The sequence below is a fragment of the Moorena sp. SIO3I8 genome, from assembly GCF_010692325.1.
GTDB lineage: Bacteria > Cyanobacteriota > Cyanobacteriia > Cyanobacteriales > Coleofasciculaceae > Moorena.
Window position 1 is genome coordinate 1 of sequence record NZ_JAAHHW010000055.1, and the last position, 19,046, is coordinate 19,046.

The 19,046-nt window shown below is 43.7% G+C and carries 15 protein-coding genes; 4 read left to right on the top strand and 11 right to left on the bottom strand.

Annotated elements, in window-relative coordinates:
- The first annotated feature begins 355 nt into the window (after window positions 1–355).
- Window positions 356–1,414 (top strand): GDSL-type esterase/lipase family protein, encoded by a 1,059-nt coding sequence (locus F6K51_RS20315; RefSeq protein WP_293023453.1) that lies wholly within the window; start codon window positions 356–358, stop codon window positions 1,412–1,414.
- Here the strand turns inward: F6K51_RS20315 and F6K51_RS20320 are convergent.
- The 3 genes from F6K51_RS20320 to F6K51_RS20330 form a co-directional block, all read right to left on the bottom strand.
- A complete protein-coding gene (locus F6K51_RS20320) occupies window positions 1,406–1,639 on the bottom strand; it encodes a hypothetical protein (protein WP_293023456.1) in 234 nt (77 codons plus the stop codon). The two genes, F6K51_RS20315 and F6K51_RS20320, sit on opposite strands and share 9 nt — an antisense overlap.
- 369 nt (window positions 1,640–2,008) lie before the next feature.
- Window positions 2,009–2,992 (bottom strand): Gfo/Idh/MocA family oxidoreductase, encoded by a 984-nt coding sequence (locus F6K51_RS20325; protein ID WP_293023458.1) that lies wholly within the window; start codon window positions 2,990–2,992, stop codon window positions 2,009–2,011.
- A gap of 152 nt (window positions 2,993–3,144) precedes the next feature.
- The gene (locus tag F6K51_RS20330) at window positions 3,145–3,726 is read right to left on the bottom strand and encodes a DUF1997 domain-containing protein (protein ID WP_293023514.1); all 582 of its coding nucleotides are present in this window, start codon (window positions 3,724–3,726) and stop codon (window positions 3,145–3,147) included.
- 163 nt (window positions 3,727–3,889) lie between these two features.
- On the opposite strand from F6K51_RS20330, the gene F6K51_RS20335 reads away from it, so the two are divergent.
- Window positions 3,890–4,255: a calcium-binding protein gene (locus tag F6K51_RS20335; RefSeq protein ID WP_293023461.1), complete on the top strand. Its 366-nt coding sequence runs from the start codon at window positions 3,890–3,892 to the stop codon at window positions 4,253–4,255.
- Window positions 4,256–4,418: 163 nt separating this feature from the next.
- Here F6K51_RS20335 and dnaE read toward each other — a convergent pair whose 3' ends face one another.
- The 4 genes from dnaE to infC form a co-directional block, all read right to left on the bottom strand.
- Entirely contained in the window at window positions 4,419–8,258 is a 3,840-nt protein-coding gene (dnaE, locus tag F6K51_RS20340) for a DNA polymerase III subunit alpha (RefSeq protein ID WP_293023464.1), read from the bottom strand.
- Between the two features lie 108 nt (window positions 8,259–8,366).
- Complete coding sequence (locus F6K51_RS20345; RefSeq protein ID WP_293023467.1) at window positions 8,367–8,858, bottom strand: cyclic nucleotide-binding domain-containing protein; 492 nt, start codon at window positions 8,856–8,858, stop codon at window positions 8,367–8,369.
- 249 nt (window positions 8,859–9,107) lie between these two features.
- A complete protein-coding gene (locus F6K51_RS20350; RefSeq protein WP_293023470.1) occupies window positions 9,108–12,101 on the bottom strand; it encodes an MFS transporter in 2,994 nt (997 codons plus the stop codon).
- Window positions 12,102–12,301: 200 nt separating this feature from the next.
- Window positions 12,302–12,832, bottom strand: coding sequence for a translation initiation factor IF-3 (gene infC / locus F6K51_RS20355; RefSeq protein WP_075901071.1), 531 nt, complete (start codon window positions 12,830–12,832; stop codon window positions 12,302–12,304).
- A 216-nt stretch (window positions 12,833–13,048) separates the two neighbouring features.
- On the opposite strand from infC, the gene F6K51_RS20360 reads away from it, so the two are divergent.
- Window positions 13,049–13,960, top strand: coding sequence for an alpha/beta fold hydrolase (locus F6K51_RS20360; protein WP_075901073.1), 912 nt, complete (start codon window positions 13,049–13,051; stop codon window positions 13,958–13,960).
- Window positions 13,961–13,978: 18 nt separating this feature from the next.
- Here F6K51_RS20360 and F6K51_RS20365 read toward each other — a convergent pair whose 3' ends face one another.
- Window positions 13,979–14,320 (bottom strand): BON domain-containing protein, encoded by a 342-nt coding sequence (locus F6K51_RS20365; RefSeq protein ID WP_075901075.1) that lies wholly within the window; start codon window positions 14,318–14,320, stop codon window positions 13,979–13,981.
- Between the two features lie 626 nt (window positions 14,321–14,946).
- Between F6K51_RS20365 and ilvN the strand changes: the two genes are divergently transcribed.
- Complete coding sequence (ilvN, locus tag F6K51_RS20370; protein WP_075901077.1) at window positions 14,947–15,465, top strand: acetolactate synthase small subunit; 519 nt, start codon at window positions 14,947–14,949, stop codon at window positions 15,463–15,465.
- A gap of 18 nt (window positions 15,466–15,483) precedes the next feature.
- Here the strand turns inward: ilvN and F6K51_RS20375 are convergent, their stop codons facing one another.
- From F6K51_RS20375 to F6K51_RS20385, 3 genes are all read right to left on the bottom strand, one after another.
- Complete coding sequence (locus tag F6K51_RS20375) at window positions 15,484–17,100, bottom strand: ATP-binding protein (protein ID WP_293023475.1); 1,617 nt, start codon at window positions 17,098–17,100, stop codon at window positions 15,484–15,486.
- Window positions 17,101–17,303: 203 nt separating this feature from the next.
- Window positions 17,304–18,257 (bottom strand): lysylphosphatidylglycerol synthase transmembrane domain-containing protein, encoded by a 954-nt coding sequence (locus F6K51_RS20380; protein ID WP_075901081.1) that lies wholly within the window; start codon window positions 18,255–18,257, stop codon window positions 17,304–17,306.
- Window positions 18,258–18,359: 102 nt separating this feature from the next.
- Complete coding sequence (locus F6K51_RS20385; RefSeq protein WP_075901083.1) at window positions 18,360–18,809, bottom strand: helix-turn-helix domain-containing protein; 450 nt, start codon at window positions 18,807–18,809, stop codon at window positions 18,360–18,362.
- Window positions 18,810–19,046 lie beyond the last annotated feature (237 nt).

Genomic DNA, 19,046 nt, shown 5'->3' on the forward strand with positions numbered 1-19,046 from the left:
GGGGAGAGGGGGAGGTGGGGAGATGGGGAGATGGGAAGATGGGGAGATGGGGAGATGGGGAGATGGGGAGATGGGGAGATGGGGAGATGGGGAGATTTGATTAAGGGTAATTATGTTGGCGTTGCTGAATAATGGAATGATTTTAAGAGTTTTGTGGAATGGGCATCTTGCGTGGAACTGGCATCTTGCCAGTTTCAATATATTTCCGGGCGGGCAGGATGCCCACTCTACTCATATTCATTCAAACATTCAGCAACGCCATTATCCTGACACAATATTAGAAACGCTTTAAATTTGTCCGGATTTCCTCCATTGCTTGATGTGAAAAGAGTATAGAGAGGAAAGTGGGCAAATTATGAGCAATTTATATCTGTTAACAACAAGTCTATTGACTGGAGGAGCAATGTCTGCTCCACCACCACCACCCCTACCTGCCAATCCCTCAGATAGCCTCTCAAGCCTGTTAGTTTCAACAGCTAATAAAGCATTGCAGGCTGGGGTTAGTCATAAGATTGTCCCTACTGTAGAAACCACTGTAGAAAACTCCTCTCCTCAATTTAGTAGTCAATGGCAGAAACGTAGCCCTGCTAAAGTATTAAAGTATCAGCAAATAAAGTATCAGCAACGTTTACCCAACTATCGACCTGCTACTCCTTCACCAAAATCGGGAACGGAACTATATTACCAACGATTAGCTGCCCTCAGAGCTGGCAAACTTTATACTCGCTTACCTGCTCATAGTTTCTCATCGTTTTGGGCAAAGGGATTAAATCACAAAGGAGTCCCTCTCACAAAACCTACCTATCAGCAATGGAAACAACTCTTGGCACAGGAAGCCAGAGCTGTTACCTACGGACAGGGTAACAATCGTCTGTCTATGGTAGTGGGAGATTCCCTAAGTTTGTGGTTACCGGCACAGGGATTACCTAAATATCAACTGTGGCTCAATCAAGGCATTTCTGGTGAGAATACCAGTCAAATTTTGAGTCGATTATCGGCATTTTCCCAGACTCGTCCTGATACAATTTATGTGATGGCAGGTATCAATGATTTGCGTCAGGGGAAAACCGATCAAGTTATTCTCAACAACCTGCGCCAGATTACTCGTCAATTGCGGCAAAATCACCCACAAGCTCAACTGATTATCCAATCGATTTTACCGACACGAGCTACTGCTATTTCTAATCAGCGCATTCGTAATCTTAATCAACAAATTGCTAAGATTGCTCAACAAGAAGGAGCAGCTTATCTCAATCTTCACAAGTTATTTACTGATAGTAAAGGTCAGATGCAGCACAACTTGACAACCGATGGCATACACTTAACGCCTCTTGGCTATCAGGTTTGGCAAGAGGCGCTACAGTATACAGAATCGTTGATTGCTGCAAATCGAGCTAAGGCTTTATCACTGTGAACGGGATTGTCGGGAAACTAGTTTTTCAAAATTAGCTTGGGTTTGCTGCAATAGTTGCTCTCTACTATCTGCTGCTTTAGTGAGGTTAGGAACTAATTTGCGGGCGTGGAGTGCCATGTGAAACTGAAGCTCCGCGACATAATCGCTAATGCCTTCACAAGCATGATCATTGTGGGGTTGAGTAGAATGCAAATCCAAAGTGTCCTCCTTGTCTAACTTAACCATTAGGTAGTTCGAGAGCGGGAAAGCTGCGTGTCCAATCAGCCCATAGGAACCGCGACTCGATGTATGTTACAGAAGATATCATGGTATCCCAACGGCATATCTGATTTTGTAATGAAGTTTAAAATATTTGTTAAGTTTTATATAGTTTAGGTAATTTATACAAGATTGAGTTAAATTTTATGGTATATATCTTTAGGTATAAATTATTTAAAATGATAAGTGTAAGCCGTCAGCTGATTTGATTCAAAAGCACCTCAAGTACTGTGGCACAGGCTTCTAGCGGCACAGGCTTCTAGCCTGTGATCTATAAGCTGATAGCTGATCGCTGATTACTTAGCACTACAATAAAGCGATTGGCCGTAGGCCACGCTACGCGATCGCATTACCTGTAGCTGCGGACTGACGTAATGCATCTGCCACTTTGAGAGTATAACAACTATCTACGGTCGAGACATACAGGGGTGTTCCTTTAACTAGATGGTCAATTACCATAGCGGTATCTTTCAGAAACAAACCCCGTCGCCCTGCTACTTCAATTGGTTTGCTTTCCTCTCCCTTAATCAGATTACCTTGGTCTCCCTCAAACAGCAGTGTGCCTTGGTCTCCATGGACCTCAAAATTCCGTAACCTCTGCCAGAACATTTCCCCTTTACCATAAGTAATATCTGCGATTAGACCACTAGTAAAGCGCAGTTGGGCATTACATAGACAGGCAGTAAAGTACTGATCACCAGCATCCCAAAACTGGGATTGACAGTACACAGAAGCGACCTCACCAAACAAGTCTGTAAAGCGGTGAATGCGAGAAAGAGCACCAATGAAGGGAAAGCCAAATAGTTCCAGATTGTATGTCCAGCTGCGGGGTGCAGGGTGTTTGGGCGCAATAGTTACGTAACGGGCATAAACCGGTTGACCAATTTTGGGCAAGGATTGGCGCAAGGCTTGATGCAAGCCCCCTAAAAGCTCAATATGTTCTACATGGAGGAGCTTACCCTTAGCGTTGGCAAGGGTAATCAGGGATTCGGCATCTTTGGGGTCAAGGGAAAGGGGATATTCAGTGACAACATGTTTCCCAGCATTAAGAGCAGCACGGGCAATTTTGCCATGATCCCGATTAATCGTGCTAATAAATACTAGATCAAGCTCCGGGTGTTCTACCAATTGCTGCCAAGAATCAACCACTGTAGTGCCGTGGGTTTCAGCAAACTCTTGGGTTTTGGCAGGGGTATGACCACAGACAGCCACTAAATGCGATCGCGAATCCGCTTGCAATGTCTGCGCTCGTAGCTTAGCCGCAAACCCAGTACCAACTATACCAGCTTTAATTGGGAGATTAGTAATAGTTTTTATCACAAGAAATGAATTATGAAGGGTTAATGGTTAATGGTTAACGACGAAATAACTGTCAGAGAAATCAAGAGCACTTATGGTATAGTTTTCCCCATCTCCCCATCTCCCCATCTCCCCATCTCCCCATCTCCCCATCTCCCACACCGATTGCTAGATCAGGTGGCGGGAGCTCCTGGTGGTTGGTGCTGGGTATATATATTTGTTTGGGTGCCGTTGTTAGCCCATTGACGATAATCCAATAACAGCTGGTTCATCAACGTTTGCTTAATCCTGACCAAAACGCTTTTGAGCAAACCATTGCCAGTGGTTTCTAAGATTGGCTTGGGAGTAAGGGAAAAAGGTAAGGGCACATCAACCTTGACAGTTAAATCCGCTCTACCGGTGAGCTTAGTCACTCCGTGATCTTCCCAAGGATGCAGTTTTCCGGTTAATTGCAGTGCAAAGCGTTGATTGATGTAGTCCAATCCTATAATTTCACAACCGACAGACCTCAGATGAACAGTAGCGTCAGATTCTGCCCACACTTCTAGATCTACCGTGGGCTGAAATGTCAAGGACATAAAGTGTAATGGATTCATTTTCAGGCGAAAACGCTTCTGAGTCAGTTGTTGGATGCGATTCAGGTCTGCGATCGCATAAACTATCCGTTCCGGCTGACGCAAGTAGTGCTGAATCGGCACAGATTCCTGTGGCACAGTCATTTCCACACACTGGGAAGCAAAAAACTGGGTGGTCATAGAGGAAAAAACACTCAATCGATGTATGCCTTTACTTAATATTACTTTACAATTCTTCAGTTTTGGTATTATAGTTTTCATTTTACCGGAGTATGCTACCCCAGAGAGTACTTTTCTTTCGTTTTCTAGAGATTTTTCTATAGATTTCTAAAGCGTCGCCAATGTGGCGAGAAGTCTAATTTCAACCGTTACTGATACTTTCACAGGTGGAAATGGTAACGATACCCTCAACGGTGGGGATGGTAATGATGTAATTGACGGGAAAAATGGCAACGATTTTCTTAACGGCAACGCAGGTAATGATGCGATCGCTGGTGAGCGTGGAGATGATAGACTAATTGGTGGTAGTGGCGATGATTCTCTTTACGGAGAATTAGCTATTACTATCAACCCTAATAGTAATATTATCGGCATTGCATTTTCGTCTTCCTCGACAACAGAAGGTAAAAATTATCTAGATGGCGGAGATGGTGATGATATTCTTGGTGGTGGCGGTAACGATGTGATTTTAAGTATTAATAGTTACTAGTTATCTAAGCATTCAGCTATCAGCCATCAAGTTTTTGTAATAGTGATTAAACGAATGCTTACCTATGCAAGCTGTTCGCGTTCCCCTAGGGTGCGCCGTTCGCGTAGCGTGCGCCAATGCGCAATGCGCATAAGCTGAATGCTTACACAAAACTACATAAACATTAACTAACTTTCTCAACTAACCCTAAAGGCAACTCCCCTAACTGTTTCAACTCCAATCCTCCCTCAAATATCTGATCAATTGCCAACATTTGACCATCAATCGTCATAAACTTATGATCGTTTGTGGCTCGAATCACTGAGCCATCTTCGAGAGTATATTCAAACACCTCTTGCTCTCCCCGGTTATGCCACTGAGCAATAGGTTGGGTATAAACATAGCCATTACTATCAACGCTATAAACAGTACATGGGATACCTTTTTCGACAATCTCACCAATGGCCATCGGACCATACTCTACTGTGATAATCTCCGTATCATAGCTGAGACAATATTCAGCAAATTTAATCATTTGGTCAAATAACTCTTCAGCTATGTCTTGAGTCACGCCATTTTTGGTTGAACCATCGATAAAAATCTCCCGATGCTTCTGCATCTCAGCCACTTTCTTCTTACCCATACAATTGTGAGCAATAAAGTCATTGGCAATAAAGTTATGAGTTTCAGCAATACTTAAATCAAAAACCTCCTCTTGGCCAAGATACTTCAGCTCCACAATCTCATCCCAGAAAACATCTGAATCAGTAATGCCTTGGTGACGTGCTAAACTCGGAGTCGCAACTGTTTGCGTTAATTCTTGTCCACTGTTCCCTGTTACCCTTTCCCTGTTACCAACTTCTGAAAGAAGTCTAATGATATTATCAGTTAGCTTACCTTTACTATTCGATAGTTCACGAGTATAGCTAATTGGTAATGTTTTCGCTAAACCGATCGGGCTTCCTATGGTAAACTCCTTCAGAGGCTTCCATCCTAGAGTGGTGTAGAAAAGATGATCATCCGTGGCGCGAATGTTGCGGTTAGTTTTGGTAGTAATCTCCCAAACATCACGAATCCCATTAGGATGAATTTCGATAATTGGTCGTTGGGTAATTTTTTTGGTCTTTAAATCCAGGGAAAAAACCTTTCGTCCCAACCAGTAACTAGATTTAGAAGCAATCTCCCTCAGGGAAACTAAACGACCGGTTGCTGGATCCACGATCTCAGTTGATCCACTCAAACACCGCCTCAGTAAATCCGCTTGACCTAGAGAATAACCGGCCAAATCCTGGGCCATCCGCATGATGCTTTCCTGAAAGCAGTTATGAACTACTACGCCATGAGCCAGAAAGTATGGGGAAGATTGTTCCTCCATTTGTAGATCAAAACACTCCTGTTGCCCACTCTCTTCAACAGCAGTAACATAAACTATCCGAACATCCCAAGTCTTGTAATGTGACTCTTTCGGTCTGGCTAGCGTTGCCTGTAGAGTTCCGTAGGGTGCGTTAGGGACGGGGTCGCCCTGATTTTCCGCCTCGTAGCCAGCTTTGGAACAGCCCGTCCCGTAACGCACCACCGGGTCTAAACTCTTGCTAGCTCCAGGGAATTTTTCATAAACTTGAGAAGCCAAACCATTAGCATTCTTGACGACTGGGTTTACTGGTTTCAGCTCATAGGCAAATTTGTCTCCATCTGGTGTTAAAAAGCGATGGTTTTTACTGGAATAGATAACTGTACCACTAGATAACGTAATTTTCAGGATGTCTTTGATACCACTGCGCCATTGTTTGGCTACCCTTGCTTGCCAAACTTGTTTACCATCAGAGGTTAATACTAGGTCGCCAGATTTAATTTCCTCAATGGGCACATAAGAACCATCGGGCTGATCAATTAACGTACCTTTCGGTAAACATAGAATTCCATAAGTCTCCTTTAAAATAGGCTCTAATAGAGGATGTTGATACTCTACTTTTTCTCGACCATGTTTACGATTAATAAACTGAGGAATCAGACCAGCATCCAGAGGACCAGGGCGATAAAGAGCTAGAATTGAAGAAATATCTTCAATACTGTCAGGTTTCAGGTCTCGCACCACCTGACGCATTCCCGAAGATTCTAATTGGAATACTCCTTCTAACTGGCCTTTTTCTAGAAGGTCGTAAGTGTTTTGAACATATGGGGGTTTTTTATTCTGTTCACCTTTGGCTAAAATTTTCCTAGATTTAATTTCTTCTAGGGGAATCTCATCTAAATCGAGTTCAATATTTTTAGTCTTTTTAACTAACTCTTTGGTTTTCTGAATAGTCGTTAGGTTCTTCAGTCCCAAAAAATCCATTTTCAGGAGTCCCAGAGCTTCCAGGTCTTCCATAAAATACTGGGTGATCACTGCACCATCATTATTCAGCTGTAATGGCACAATTTCATCTAAAGGGTCTGCTGAAATAACCACACCAGCAGCATGGACACCAGAGGTTTTATTTGTCCCTTCAATCCGAATCGCCATATCCACCCAGCGACGAACTTCCGGATCTTGATCGTAAGCCTCTTTAAACTCTGGTGTTGGTGTCTGATCAGAAATCATCACTGAGAGTTTGGCTGGCTTACCTCGCGCCACTGGAATCATCTTAGCCATACGATTAGAGTCTTGGTAAGCAATTCCTAACACTCTCGCTACATCTTTTAATACCGCTTTAGAGGTCATGCGGTTAAATGTAATAATCTGGGCTACTCGGTCTTCACCATAAAGATGAGTGACATATTTAATCACCTCATCCCGTCTTTCAATGCAGAAATCTGTGTCAATATCTGGCATTGATTTCCGCTCTGGATTGAGAAAGCGCTCGAACAGTAGCCCATGATGTACGGGGTCAATGTTGGTAATTTCTAAGGCATAAGCCACTAGAGAACCTGCTGCTGAACCACGACCCGGACCAACGGGAATATCATTGTCTCTGGCATATTTGATGTAGTCCCAAACCACTAAAAAGTAGGTAGAGAATCCCATCTGCTGGAGCATTTTTAACTCATACTCCAGCCGGGCTTTATACACTGGATCAATTTCACTACGAGAGCGACACTTTAGCCGCTTCATCAGTCCGTTCCAGGTAATTTCTTCTAAATAGGTGTCAGGGGTATAATCCTTGGATACCTTGTAGTGTGGGATGCGAGGTTCCCCCATAATATTGTAGTGCTTGACTTTATCTGCCACTTCTAAGGTATTTGCGATCGCATCCTCTATCACCTGCGACGGTAAATGATCTCGAAACAGCCGTTTCATTTCCTCTGCTGACTTGAGATACTCCGTGCCACTATAGCGCATCCGTTTCTCTTCCGTAACCAGTTTAGCGGTTTGAATACACAGCAAAGCGTCATGAGCTTCTACGTCATAGCAGGAGATAAAGTGGGAGTCATTAGTCGCAATAATTTTAATACCTAACTCATTAGCGATTTTGACAATAGCAACATTAACCACTCGGTCTTCTACAGAGCCGTGGTCTTGAATCTCTAAATAGTAATCATCCCCAAAAACCTCTTGGTACCACTTAGCTACTTTACGGGCTTGATCTAAGTCACCTTTTAGGATAGCTTGGGGAACTTCACCCCCCAAACAAGCACTAGTAACAATTAACCCTTCGTGATATTGCTCCAGTAATTCTTTATTAATACAGGGACGAGCAAAAATTCCTTTTCCTTGCATCCCTTTCAGGTTAGAAATAGTTGTTATTTTTACTAAATTTTTGTAGCCTTGGGTATCTTTAGCTAAGACTACTTGATGATATTTTCGGTAACGCTTCTTGACCTCAATATCCCCATTAATCACATACATTTCGTTACCGATTATCGGCTTAATGCCCTTTTTTAGGCAAACTTTAATCAGTTCAATAGCACCATACATCACACCATGATCTGTCAGTGCGATCGCAGGCATTCCCAACTCAACAGCTCGATCCACCAGTGCTGGTAGCTGAGATGCTCCATCTAGTAGGCTATAATCACTGTGAATGTGTAGACCAACAAAAGACATAGTTACTGTTAATTATAAACCGATGTTGCTGATTAAGTTAATGATTAACGGACCTACGAGCCACGTCTAGTACCCAAAAAAACTAGTATCAAAAAACTAGGACTTATCTTAAGCACGGAAATCAGTTAAACGACTTCCGACCCTTCTCAAATCCGATGGTGCTTTTTTAACCTGATCAGCATTCAAATTTCTGTTAAGTTCGCGAATACGGCGGGACAGCATACGAATAATCTTAATTGCAAATTCTGGTGTCTCATCAATGGCATCATAGAGTTGTAGCTGTGTCAACATCAAACAATGGCAAGGTTCGATGGTGGTCACAGAAGCGGAACGAGGTTCTGCATCAAACAAGGACATCTCCCCAAAGCAGGCTCCTTGCTTGAACTGTGCCAAATTCCGCTCACCAATGTGAACTCTTACCAAACCTGAGACTACAATATAAAGTTCCCTACCCTCTTCCCCTTGAGCAAAGATGGTATGGTTAGAAGGAAAGTCTAGCTCGTCCATCACAGAGGCTAGTCGCATCAGAAAATCGTCCCGCAATTCGTGAAAAATTGGGACACCCCTGATAAAAATTAAACGATCAATGCTAGATAACATTGGTTAGCGGTTAGGTTAGCGGTTGGCTGCTAGGGATTAGCCGTTGTGTAGTAAAATACAAGTTTAACCCATACCGCTAATTGTTGATAGTTAATGGTTAACTAGACCTAGACGTGGAATTAAGATTCAACCACTGTACTGTGGTAATTTCAGACATTATTTCACCCCTAGGTCTACTGTCCACTGCCATCAGAGATTAGAGATGATGCCAGCAAAGTGTACAAACAATAGGCAACTATACTGATCAAACTATCCGATAATCTCTTGTGCTTGAGCAGCTACCAAGGGATCTGGGTCATTCCTAAGCACTGGCAACAACTCTGCACAAGCACGAGGTGACATCTCTTTGAGATAAGCCACAACCGCTTCCCGCACAAAACCGGTAGGATGACGTAGGCAACTCAGAGCCGCTGCTGGTGCTAGGGAGCAGTGTGCTGCTCTGGCCACATGAAAACAACAGGCTAGGGGCCAATCTGACAAGAAATGTCGTAACTCGATTAACCGACGTAAGCGATCGCTTACACTCATGGGTTGATAAGGCACTAAATCCACTAGGGCAGCTAATTTTTCTTTCAGAGAACGCCGGTCTAAAATTGACAAAAATACTTTCTTATTAGGAATATCTAGGGTATTATCCAAAATTTCTAACCCTAGGGCAATGTTTGACCGAGAATGGGATGCTAGATTAAACTCAGCTGCTTTGATGGCACTCGATGGATAAAGAAACTTCATGAGTAAGAAACACACATCCACCAGATCTTGTTGAAGATCATTAAGCCCCTGCCGCAGCAAATCTGCCTCCAGTCCAGCTATTTTCTTTGAGGTCAAATCCAGCAGTGCGCCATAAATTTGACCCAAAAACATCAATTCTTGCTCAATTAAGGCTTCTACGACCCTACGCCCTAACTCGTTCATCACCGCTTCAATCCCAACTTCCCCTGGAATCTTCAGCAGGATCGTGAGAATATTACGACGGGTTGTCCCCCAACTACTCATCAACTGTTGTACCAAATGCTTCATAGCTTCAGGAGTACCCTTCTGAGTTATAGCCTGGAGTCTGCCAATCTCACCGAGAGCCATCCAAGCTTGCCGCCTGACTGGGTCTGGCTTGTGAATATCTTCAGACAAAACCCTCAATAAAGGAATGGCTTCATCCCCTTGCTTGACCAAAGCCATACGAGCAGCATTGCGGGTAGAGGTGTAGTAGAGTGCCTTGACTAAAGACGGATAGTACTTTTCAAATCTTTTAGCAGCAATCACCTCTAAACAAGCACAGCGTACCTTTAATGACTTATCCCTTAACAGGTCATCAATATAAACCACCAAGGATTCCAAGTAATCCATCTCTGCCAAAGCTCGGGTACCCATCAACCGTTCTTGCTCTTTTTTTGAGGTGAGCATCCGCCGCAGGGTTTTGACGGCTTCAAATTTCTCTTTTGGTGTACCCCGACCCATAATTAATGCAGCTGCTGTAGCTCTTACAGTTGGGTCAACAGCCGGTTGTAGATAAGGCTTAATTGTCCGAATATTCAGGTCTTCCTGAGCCAGCCAAAGATAGCGCAATGCTAAGGCCAGGACTTCTACTGGTGGTCTTTGATCAATCAACCCAGACACATCTTTTAGACAATCTGGGTTGGGATAGGGCAACATCACCTCTAAACTCTGGCGCTGCAAATCTGTAGACATTTCTCCCAGCAAGGGAGAAAGAACCTTACTCGCTTTTTCCGGAGCCATTTGATACAACAGTTGAATGTAAGCAGAGCGGTTCTTCGGCTCAGTTTTCAGTCGCTTTACCGCTTCCTCAAAGACGGTCTTAGTATCCAGCAAATTGGTATTGGCAGAACCCAAACGTCCTTGCTCAGCATTGATCAGCAGCAATGAACCATAATTAGCCCGCATCAACCAGGTACTCAGCAGCCATAATAGGGCAAAAATCACTACCATTAGAATAAACACCCAATGCCGCAATGGCTCAAAATTGGGGAAAGCCCAATCCAGCAGCCCAATGGTAGCTAAAATCCCAAGACCAGTAATGCCAGTAGTCATGGGTTTGGCAATCCCTTGTACAGTAGTCTGCACCACAGAGCGTAACCCTGATGGTAAGGCTTGGAAGAGTACCGGTTGAACACTAGCAATTAAAGTAAAGCGCAATAGTTCATCAACGAATCGGAGTAAGACTACACTAATAAATAGCCCTGTTATCCAGCTAGGCAACAACCCAATATTAAAATTTAGCCAACTTGCCATGTTAGCTAGGGTAACTAAGCCAATCACAGATAAAGAACCAGGTAATACCATAGCGCTTAGGAAAAGACCAAAGCGATCAATCACCCGACTAGAGATAAACCATTGGGTCACCAGTTCAAAAAGTCCCAAAGTGCCACTGAATATACCCAGAAAACCAGCAATGGCTGAACTATCCAGTTTGTCCTCCAATTGACCCATATACTGAAATTCAATTAGGAGGTACAGGGCTTCCCCTAAGATAAAAAAGGCAAATAAAGGGATGACATACCGTCTGAGGGATTGACTCGGCTGACGCACAGCAAAGTCTGGCTCCATTTCTTCCCACTGTCGTGCTGGGGAGTTAGGAAAGGCTTGCTGGTAGTGCTGACATAGATAAACCAAGATCAGTGCTCCGAGGAGCATCATGCCAGACCCAAAAGCCACCACATTGTTGAGTCCCACTAACAGCAATAATAGAGGTAATGAGAAGCCAGAGAGGACATCAGCTACCAAAAGTCCACTGGAGATGAGGGGATAAGTACGCTTAATTTCCCGAATGTTGAATAATTGATTAGCCGCTACCTGGGAATTAAGGTCATTGAGGATGTACACCGCATCCATCCACAATCGCAATAGAAAGATAGTGACTACAGTAATATAGCCATACTCAATCTCCAAGCCTAGGCGGAACACTAACAAGGGTAAGGCAGCTAGGATTGCGATCGCTACCAAGACTGACCTCAGGGGTAAAATGCTCTGCAACCAGGAGTATAATACTCCCAACCCAGAGCAGATCACGGAACTAGCAATATAAATCACCGGTAACCACTTCGCGCCATATTTCTCTAGAAACAAGGCAATGGCACTGTACTCTAACCAAAGCAGTCCAATGGAAGTGGTGGTATGGAAGGCGAACATCAACAATGTCCGCTCGCCTTCTTCTGGGCGAAGATTCACCCACTCTAGGATTGTTCTAACCCAGTCACCCTTCAGGCGAGTCGGAGATGGCAATTTCATAGAGTCCTTCGTCCTTCGTCACTAGTCCTTCGTCACTAGTCCTTGGTATTTTAAGCTGCTTGCTCCGTGCATACGTATTCAGACATGAATTCCAGGCACCTGCACATGTGGCTACCAATGACTAATGACCAATGACTAATGACCAATCACTAATGACCAATCACTAATGACCAATCACTGATGACCAATCACTATAACCACTATTTTTTGGGGGAGAGCAACATCATCATGTTGCGACCTTCCCGCTTAGGGGCTTGCTGGACTTCTGCCAATTCCTGTAAATCATTAGCCATGCGCTCGAGTAGTGCCATAGCTAAATTACTGTGTTGGATTTCTCGACCTCGGAAGGTAATGGTAGCTTTGACCTTATCGCCAGATTTCAGGAAGCGCTCCGCTTGATTGACCCGCACATTGTAGTCATGGTCTTCTATTTTGTAGCGCATCTTCACTTCTTTGACATCAGCCGTGTGCTGCTTCTTCTTGGCTTCACGGGCTTTCTTCTCTTGTTCAAATTTGTACTTGCCATAGTCCATGATGCGACAAACTGGCGGATCTGCCTTGTCACTAACCAGGACAAGATCTAACTCCTTTTCCTCAGCAATCCGCAGGGCATCTTGAGGTGTGATTATACCCAGCTGTGCCCCATCGGTATCAATGGCTCTAATCTTGGGAAACCTAATTCTTTCGTTAATTTGGGGTAGATCGCGTTGGCGTCTTCTATTATCACTCACAGGCGTTTGTTTATTTTCTTAAGTGGATTAATCAAAAAATAGACTTACTACATACACTTGCCATTTTACTAATTCCTTTCTTGTTTCTGTTCAAATTATTAACATCACGTAGGAAACTAAGGCCGATGGAATAGTTATAACTTACTCCTTTGCCTGATAGGGAAGGCATAATGGACACAAGAAGCTTTGTAAATATTTTTGAAGTTGAGGCAGTTTGTGACCAAATCTTTGCATTGGCAGCAACGAGTTGGTAGTCAAAGGGATTGGGTCTGGCGGGGTTGGCCGATCCGTTATACCTATTTTCGCCCACCCCAACCCCTAACTGTCCAGCCGACAACACCAGTTATTCTGCTTCATGGGTTTGGTGCTTCGGTCGGGCATTGGCGTAATAACCTAGACGTAATCGGTCAACATCATACCGTTTATGCTTTAGATCTGCTGGGTTTTGGGGCATCCCGGAAAGCTGCGGTTGACTACACCATTGACCTTTGGGTAGCTCAGGTTTATGAATTTTGGCAAACATTTATCCAAAAACCCGTAGTGTTAGTAGGTAACTCCATTGGTTCCCTAGTTGGTCTAGGAGCAGCAGCAACCCATCCAGAGATGGTTAAAGGTCTGGTGATGATTAATTTACCAGATTTCCAAGCCCGAGAAGAAGCCATTCCTAGTTGGCTCGGACCGATAGTCTCAACAGTTGAGAATCTAGTGGCATCACCAGTGCTACTCAAAGCCCTATTTTACGTAGTACGACGTCCAACGGTTGTTCGTAAGTGGGCAGGGTTAGCTTATGCTAATCCAGAGGCAGTTACAGATGATTTAGTAGAAATTCTGAGTGTACCTGCCACCGATCCCGGAGCTGCGGCAACCTTTAGTAGACTTTTGAGAGGGATGAGTGCTCCTAACTTTAGTCTACCGGTCAAATCCCTATTACCTACATTAGATATTCCTATGCTATTGATGTGGGGACTAAAAGACCGAATGATTCCCCCCATCTTAGCTCGCAAGTTTGTTAAACTCAATCCTAATTTAGAGCTATTGGAGTTAGATCATGCTGGTCACTGTCCCCACGATGAATGTCCGGAACAGGTGAATCTGATCCTGTTAGAGTGGCTAGGAGCTAAGGTTTGATTATACCCAAAATCCCTATTAGCCGACGCTCACTTGATCAGTGTCAACCTCCGTGCAACCATCTACACCTGAGGCAACATCAACCATCTTATCTAGAACCTCCTGGCTAGCTACTTCTCCTTTCAGCACAACTTTACCGCCAGTTTGAGCAACCCAGAGCCTCTCCTCGTCATCCAGGTCGTTGTCTTGGTCAAAAGCCCAAACAACTCGCTTGGCAAGGCCGCTTTGGTCGTATTCTCCATTTAACCCCAGTCGTTCTGGGGGAATGTCATCTCCTGCTGGTGCATCTTCTGAAGGGGTACTAGCTGCGGCAGCTTCCTCTGGGCTTCCAAATCCAAAAAGTCGTTGTAACCAACCCATAAATATTGTGTTTCACTCCAATCAGTTTTTATCGATTTTTATGTTACCGAGGAATTTGGCAATTAGCTGCCTAGTTTCAGAAAAAATATATCTTTAGATACAGCACACTGTTACTAGAGTTCTTGGTTACTCAAAACCTGGATAAAATGGTAGTTGGTTTACCGTTGACCGTTGACGCTTAGCTTCAAAAAACTTAACAGTTAACCGTTGCTCATCCCTTATCCCCCCTTAAAAAAGGGTTAGTAAACAGCTAGAGAAAATGTCGCAGAGTCTCCCAAAAACTCTTATTATTTGTTAGAATTAAATTATGGTAACACCGACAGGGATTATTATGTAACTTAAATTAAAGCCGAAAACCAAGGGTTTAATAGTTGCGCTCTCTATCCCGGTGGAACCAGCTTTTTTGACATTTTTATGGCGCTCGCGGGATATTCCGTCAGAGAAGCGCGGAGATACCCCCTGGATGTGAAAGCATCTTGCATTGGCGGGCAAAAGTCTATCTTGGTAGACTTTGGTAGCTAAAAAGTATCGGGCTAGTCAACACTTAACCACTCAACAGTCTCACCAATAAATCACGTTGATAGCAATTTAGGCAGCACACGCCCCCACCACTCCCAAGTCAAACTATGAAACATACCCTTTCCGTTTTAGTTGAAGATGAAGCCGGTGTTCTAACTCGCATTGCTGGTTTATTTGCCCGTAGAGGCTTCAATATCGAAAGTCTTGCCGTTGGACCAACTGAGCAGGTTGGTATATCTCGAATTACGATGGTAGTACCTGGAGATGACAGCAGCATTGAGCAGCTGACTAAGCAACTCTATAAGCTAATTAATGTCCTCAAAGTACAGGATATTACCACAATTCCCTGTGTCGAAAGGGAGTTGATGCTGCTCAAGGTTAACACTACTAGTTCCACCCGCTCGGAGATTCTTGAATTAGCCCAGGTGTTTCGTGCCCATATCGTAGATACATCTGAGGAGTCACTAACTCTAGAAGTTGTGGGAGACCCAGGTAAAATGGTAGCACTGACCCAAATGCTGAATAAGTTTGGTATCCGCGAAATTGCCCGGACTGGCAAAATCGCCCTAACCCGAGAATCGGGAGTCAATACTGAATATCTCAAGTCTTTGGAGGCAAAAGTTTAATTAGTCATTAGTCATTAGTCATTGGTCGTTAGTCATTGGTGATTGGTTCGTCTGTTTTGCCTGCAAGCCTTTATGATATGAACCTACAGGAATTGCGATCGCAAATTCTGTTCCCTTACCGGGATTAGAGGTACATAGGATTTGACCGCCATGCTGTTCAACAACGATTTTCCGGCAGATATCTAGCCCTAAGCCAGTTCCCTTGTCGATTGATTTGGTGGTGAAGAATGGTTCAAATATCTTCTGTTTAACCTCTTCTGTCATTCCCGGACCATTATCGATGATTCTGATCACGACCTGTCCACCAGAACTGTCCCCAAGATCACCATTGCTGCCTATAAATTCTGTCCGAATGGTGATATTAGGCAGTGCTGGTGTCTTTTGATTTACACCTTGCGGGGAATCAGAAGACTGAGGGGAAACTCGAACCTTAAACCTGTCTACCTGAACAGGTGAAGAACCTCTAACAAAGAACCTATTAACCTGTGCCTCTTCTAGAGCATCAATGGCATTGCACAGCAGGTTCATCAACACTTGGTTGATTGGACCAGAGTAGCACTCCACTAAAGGGAGTTTTCCATAGTCCTTGGTCACGGTAATCCCGGGATTGTTTCCTTTGGGCTTTAAGCGATTATGGAGGATAGTCAGAGTACTATCAATCCCTTGATGAATATTCACGCGCTGCTTTTCATCGGTCTGCTGTCGGGAAAAGTGGCGCACTGACTGCACAATCTGTTGCAAGCGTTCTGCACCTAATCCCATGGATGATAGGGCTTTGGGAAAATCTTGGATTAGGAAATCTAGGTCAATTGCATCGGCGTACTGTTGAATTTCGGCTACAGGCTGGGGATAGTGTTTGACATATAATCCCAACAGTCTTAATAAATCTTCGCTATAGTCCCTTGCTGGAGTCACATTTCCACAGATAAAGTTAAGTGGATTGTTGATTTCGTGAACAACACCAGCGCATAACTGTCCTAAGGTGGACATTGTTTCACTTTGCTTTAACTGCTCTTGAGCCAGTTGCAGCTTCTTTAAGACATTCTCCAGTTCCTGGCTTTGGGCTTCTAATTTTGCTTGTGCTGCTTGTAAAGCTGCTTCAGTTAATTTTTGTTTAGTAATATCTTTTACAAAACCTTCGTAGTATAGAATGTAACCAGTAGCATCACGCACTGCCCAAGCACTTTCGCAAATCCACATTAGGGTGCCGTCTTGGCGATAGACCTGGGATTCAAAATCCTCTACCAAACCCCTCAAGTGCAGTAGTTCAAGGAATTGATAGCGTCGCTGGGGATCTTTGTGAAGGTACTCCCCAACACCAGTTACATGACTGAGGAATTGGTTAGGTGATTCATAGCCATATAGTCTAGCTAGTGATGGGTTGCAGGCTATATAGTAACCATCAGGGGTAATTTTAAAGATACCATCAGTGGAGTTTTCAAATAGAGACCGATATCTCTGTTGGACTGCTAAGAGAGATTTTTCCACTCTTTTACGGTCAATTATTGGCTCAGCTAGTGTCTGATTGGTAGGTTGCCAACTAGTTTTCCACTTGGTGAAGTTTTTATGAACCGTTGGATTAGGTTTGACCCGCTTGCCAGAGCTAGGGGGTAAAGTTCTGCGACTGATTAACATAGATTGTTGCCTCACCTTTTTCCCTCACGACCATTACTATTGAGCATTTTAGCTGCCTGTTGAAGGATGGGTTTCCGCTACAGACTATAGTATTTGCTGTTGGGGAATTGTGCCATCCCTGAGCGGTTGTTTAAAAAAATATTAACTAAACTGCTCCGAATTTAAATAAATTTAACATACATCTCCCCTTGACAACAGTCAAATTAAGAAGGTTTTTTTCCCAAGTTACGCACTGTAGTCAAATATTGTCCTAGAAAGGGTAATCCACCAATGGCGGGAAGTAGGTAGCGGGAAGTACACAGCAACCCTAAGGCGGCAGCTGTAGCAGCCGGAAAATAGGGTTGGTAGAAGAAAATTAGCGCAGCGTCACGGGTGCCAACCCCCGCAAAGGTTAGTGGTAACAATCCCGCTAAAATGGCTAGGGGGGACAGAGCGAGATTGGTTAAAAAGGGTGTCCAGGCGTTGAGGGCGAGGATAAATAACCAAATTTGCAATAAGTGTAAGAACCAGATAAAAATTGAAGTTAGGGTAATTTTGAATAACTGCTTGGGGTCATGCCAGAAGTAGCCGTGCATTTCCCCCCAAGAAGTTTGCATTTTTTCTAGCTTTGAGCGGAATTTTTTGGGTGCAATTTTTTTTGTCAGCAAGAAAAATAAATGGGCAAATTTGCGGGAGCTTAGCAGGAATAGCCCTAGAATTAACCCGAAAATTATCCCAGCGGTCATCAGCCAAAAGAAGTCATTTTTGCCCGGATATAGTAATAAACCAAAGACACACCATAGCAGTAGAGACAGCATGTCACAAGCTTTTTCGAAAATCACGATGGCTAACGACAAGCTCCCAGCTAAATTACCCCGCTGCTTCATAAAGTAGGCTTTAGCAATATCTCCCATTTTGGAGGGCAAGACCATATTCAGGGTACTGGCAGCTAAAATCAGGCGATTGGCTTCCCAAAATCGGAGTTGGGAACCCGTCGGCATTAGTTGTTGCAGTCGCCAAGCCGTAAACAGGGTGATCGGAATCACCATGCCCAGACTAATCGCCATCCACATGCGATCGCATTCTTTAAATACAGCGATCAGTTCGGGAAAGTCAATTTTGGTATAAATTACCCCTAGGATGATTAGGCTGATGGCAATCGAGATTAGTCGTTTCATGGATTAGCAGCAAAAGGCAAAAGGCAAAAGGCAACCGGCAACGGTCAACCTTCAATCTACCCTAGGGGAACGCCAAAGGCGAACAACCTTCAACATCTGATGCTAACCAAAAACTTTAGTCAGAATTTCAACAGCTGGGTCAACTTCTAGCCACACCGTAGCCCCACAATGCTTAGGACAATTGGGTTGATAAACTAAGCGAGATGGGCCTTTGATTTCTACATAATGACCGTAGGTGTTGCGGTTGCCTTGTTTGACGGTCAGGACAGGCTTGTAAGTATCGTATTTTCTATTTTCCTTAATAATTTGCTGGTTGACGTGGATGTAAGTCGCCACCTTTTGAGCAACTTTTTTCCAGGTTCCTTTTGGTCCACGCTTACCAGGAATGACTCTGGGCATGCCGTTAAATAGGGGAATTTGCCAAAATCTGCCAACTTTTTGAGCGCCTTTAATTCTGCCGCTTTTGAGGAGTTGGCGAACTCGTTGGACACAAATTCCTAAAAGATAAGCTGCTTGAGTGGTTCCAATTGTAGTTATCTGTTGTGCTGCCATGTCTTTGCCTTTTAGTCTAGCGCTATTGTTTGTTCATGATTTTAATATAACACAGATTTTTAAATAGCGCTAGTGTTTTGGTAAAAAATGTTACATAATTTAATACTATGTTGTTTATATAGTGTTATAGGTTTGAGTTTAGAGTGGGAAGTAAAGTACTAGATCGTTGATGTAGTTTGATTAATCTTATTAGTCAAATTACTATAGCGCTATTGCTTTTTGGGACAGGTGATTTAA

What these genes read in the sequence shown, in the direction of transcription:
- F6K51_RS20345 (WP_293023467.1), bottom strand. Translation starts at nt 8,858, where the DNA reads ATGTTATCTAGCATTGATCGTTTAATTTTTATCAGGGGTGTCCCAATT.
- F6K51_RS20320 (WP_293023456.1), bottom strand. Translation starts at nt 1,639, where the DNA reads ATGGTTAAGTTAGACAAGGAGGACACTTTGGATTTGCATTCTACTCAA.
- F6K51_RS20365 (WP_075901075.1), bottom strand. Translation starts at nt 14,320, where the DNA reads ATGGGTTGGTTACAACGACTTTTTGGATTTGGAAGCCCAGAGGAAGCT.
- dnaE (WP_293023464.1), bottom strand. Translation starts at nt 8,258, where the DNA reads ATGTCTTTTGTTGGTCTACACATTCACAGTGATTATAGCCTACTAGAT.
- F6K51_RS20385 (WP_075901083.1), bottom strand. Translation starts at nt 18,809, where the DNA reads ATGGCAGCACAACAGATAACTACAATTGGAACCACTCAAGCAGCTTAT.
- F6K51_RS20330 (WP_293023514.1), bottom strand. Translation starts at nt 3,726, where the DNA reads ATGACCACCCAGTTTTTTGCTTCCCAGTGTGTGGAAATGACTGTGCCA.
- F6K51_RS20315 (WP_293023453.1), top strand. Translation starts at nt 356, where the DNA reads ATGAGCAATTTATATCTGTTAACAACAAGTCTATTGACTGGAGGAGCA.
- F6K51_RS20380 (WP_075901081.1), bottom strand. Translation starts at nt 18,257, where the DNA reads ATGAAACGACTAATCTCGATTGCCATCAGCCTAATCATCCTAGGGGTA.
- F6K51_RS20350 (WP_293023470.1), bottom strand. Translation starts at nt 12,101, where the DNA reads ATGAAATTGCCATCTCCGACTCGCCTGAAGGGTGACTGGGTTAGAACA.
- ilvN (WP_075901077.1), top strand. Translation starts at nt 14,947, where the DNA reads ATGAAACATACCCTTTCCGTTTTAGTTGAAGATGAAGCCGGTGTTCTA.
- F6K51_RS20375 (WP_293023475.1), bottom strand. Translation starts at nt 17,100, where the DNA reads ATGTTAATCAGTCGCAGAACTTTACCCCCTAGCTCTGGCAAGCGGGTC.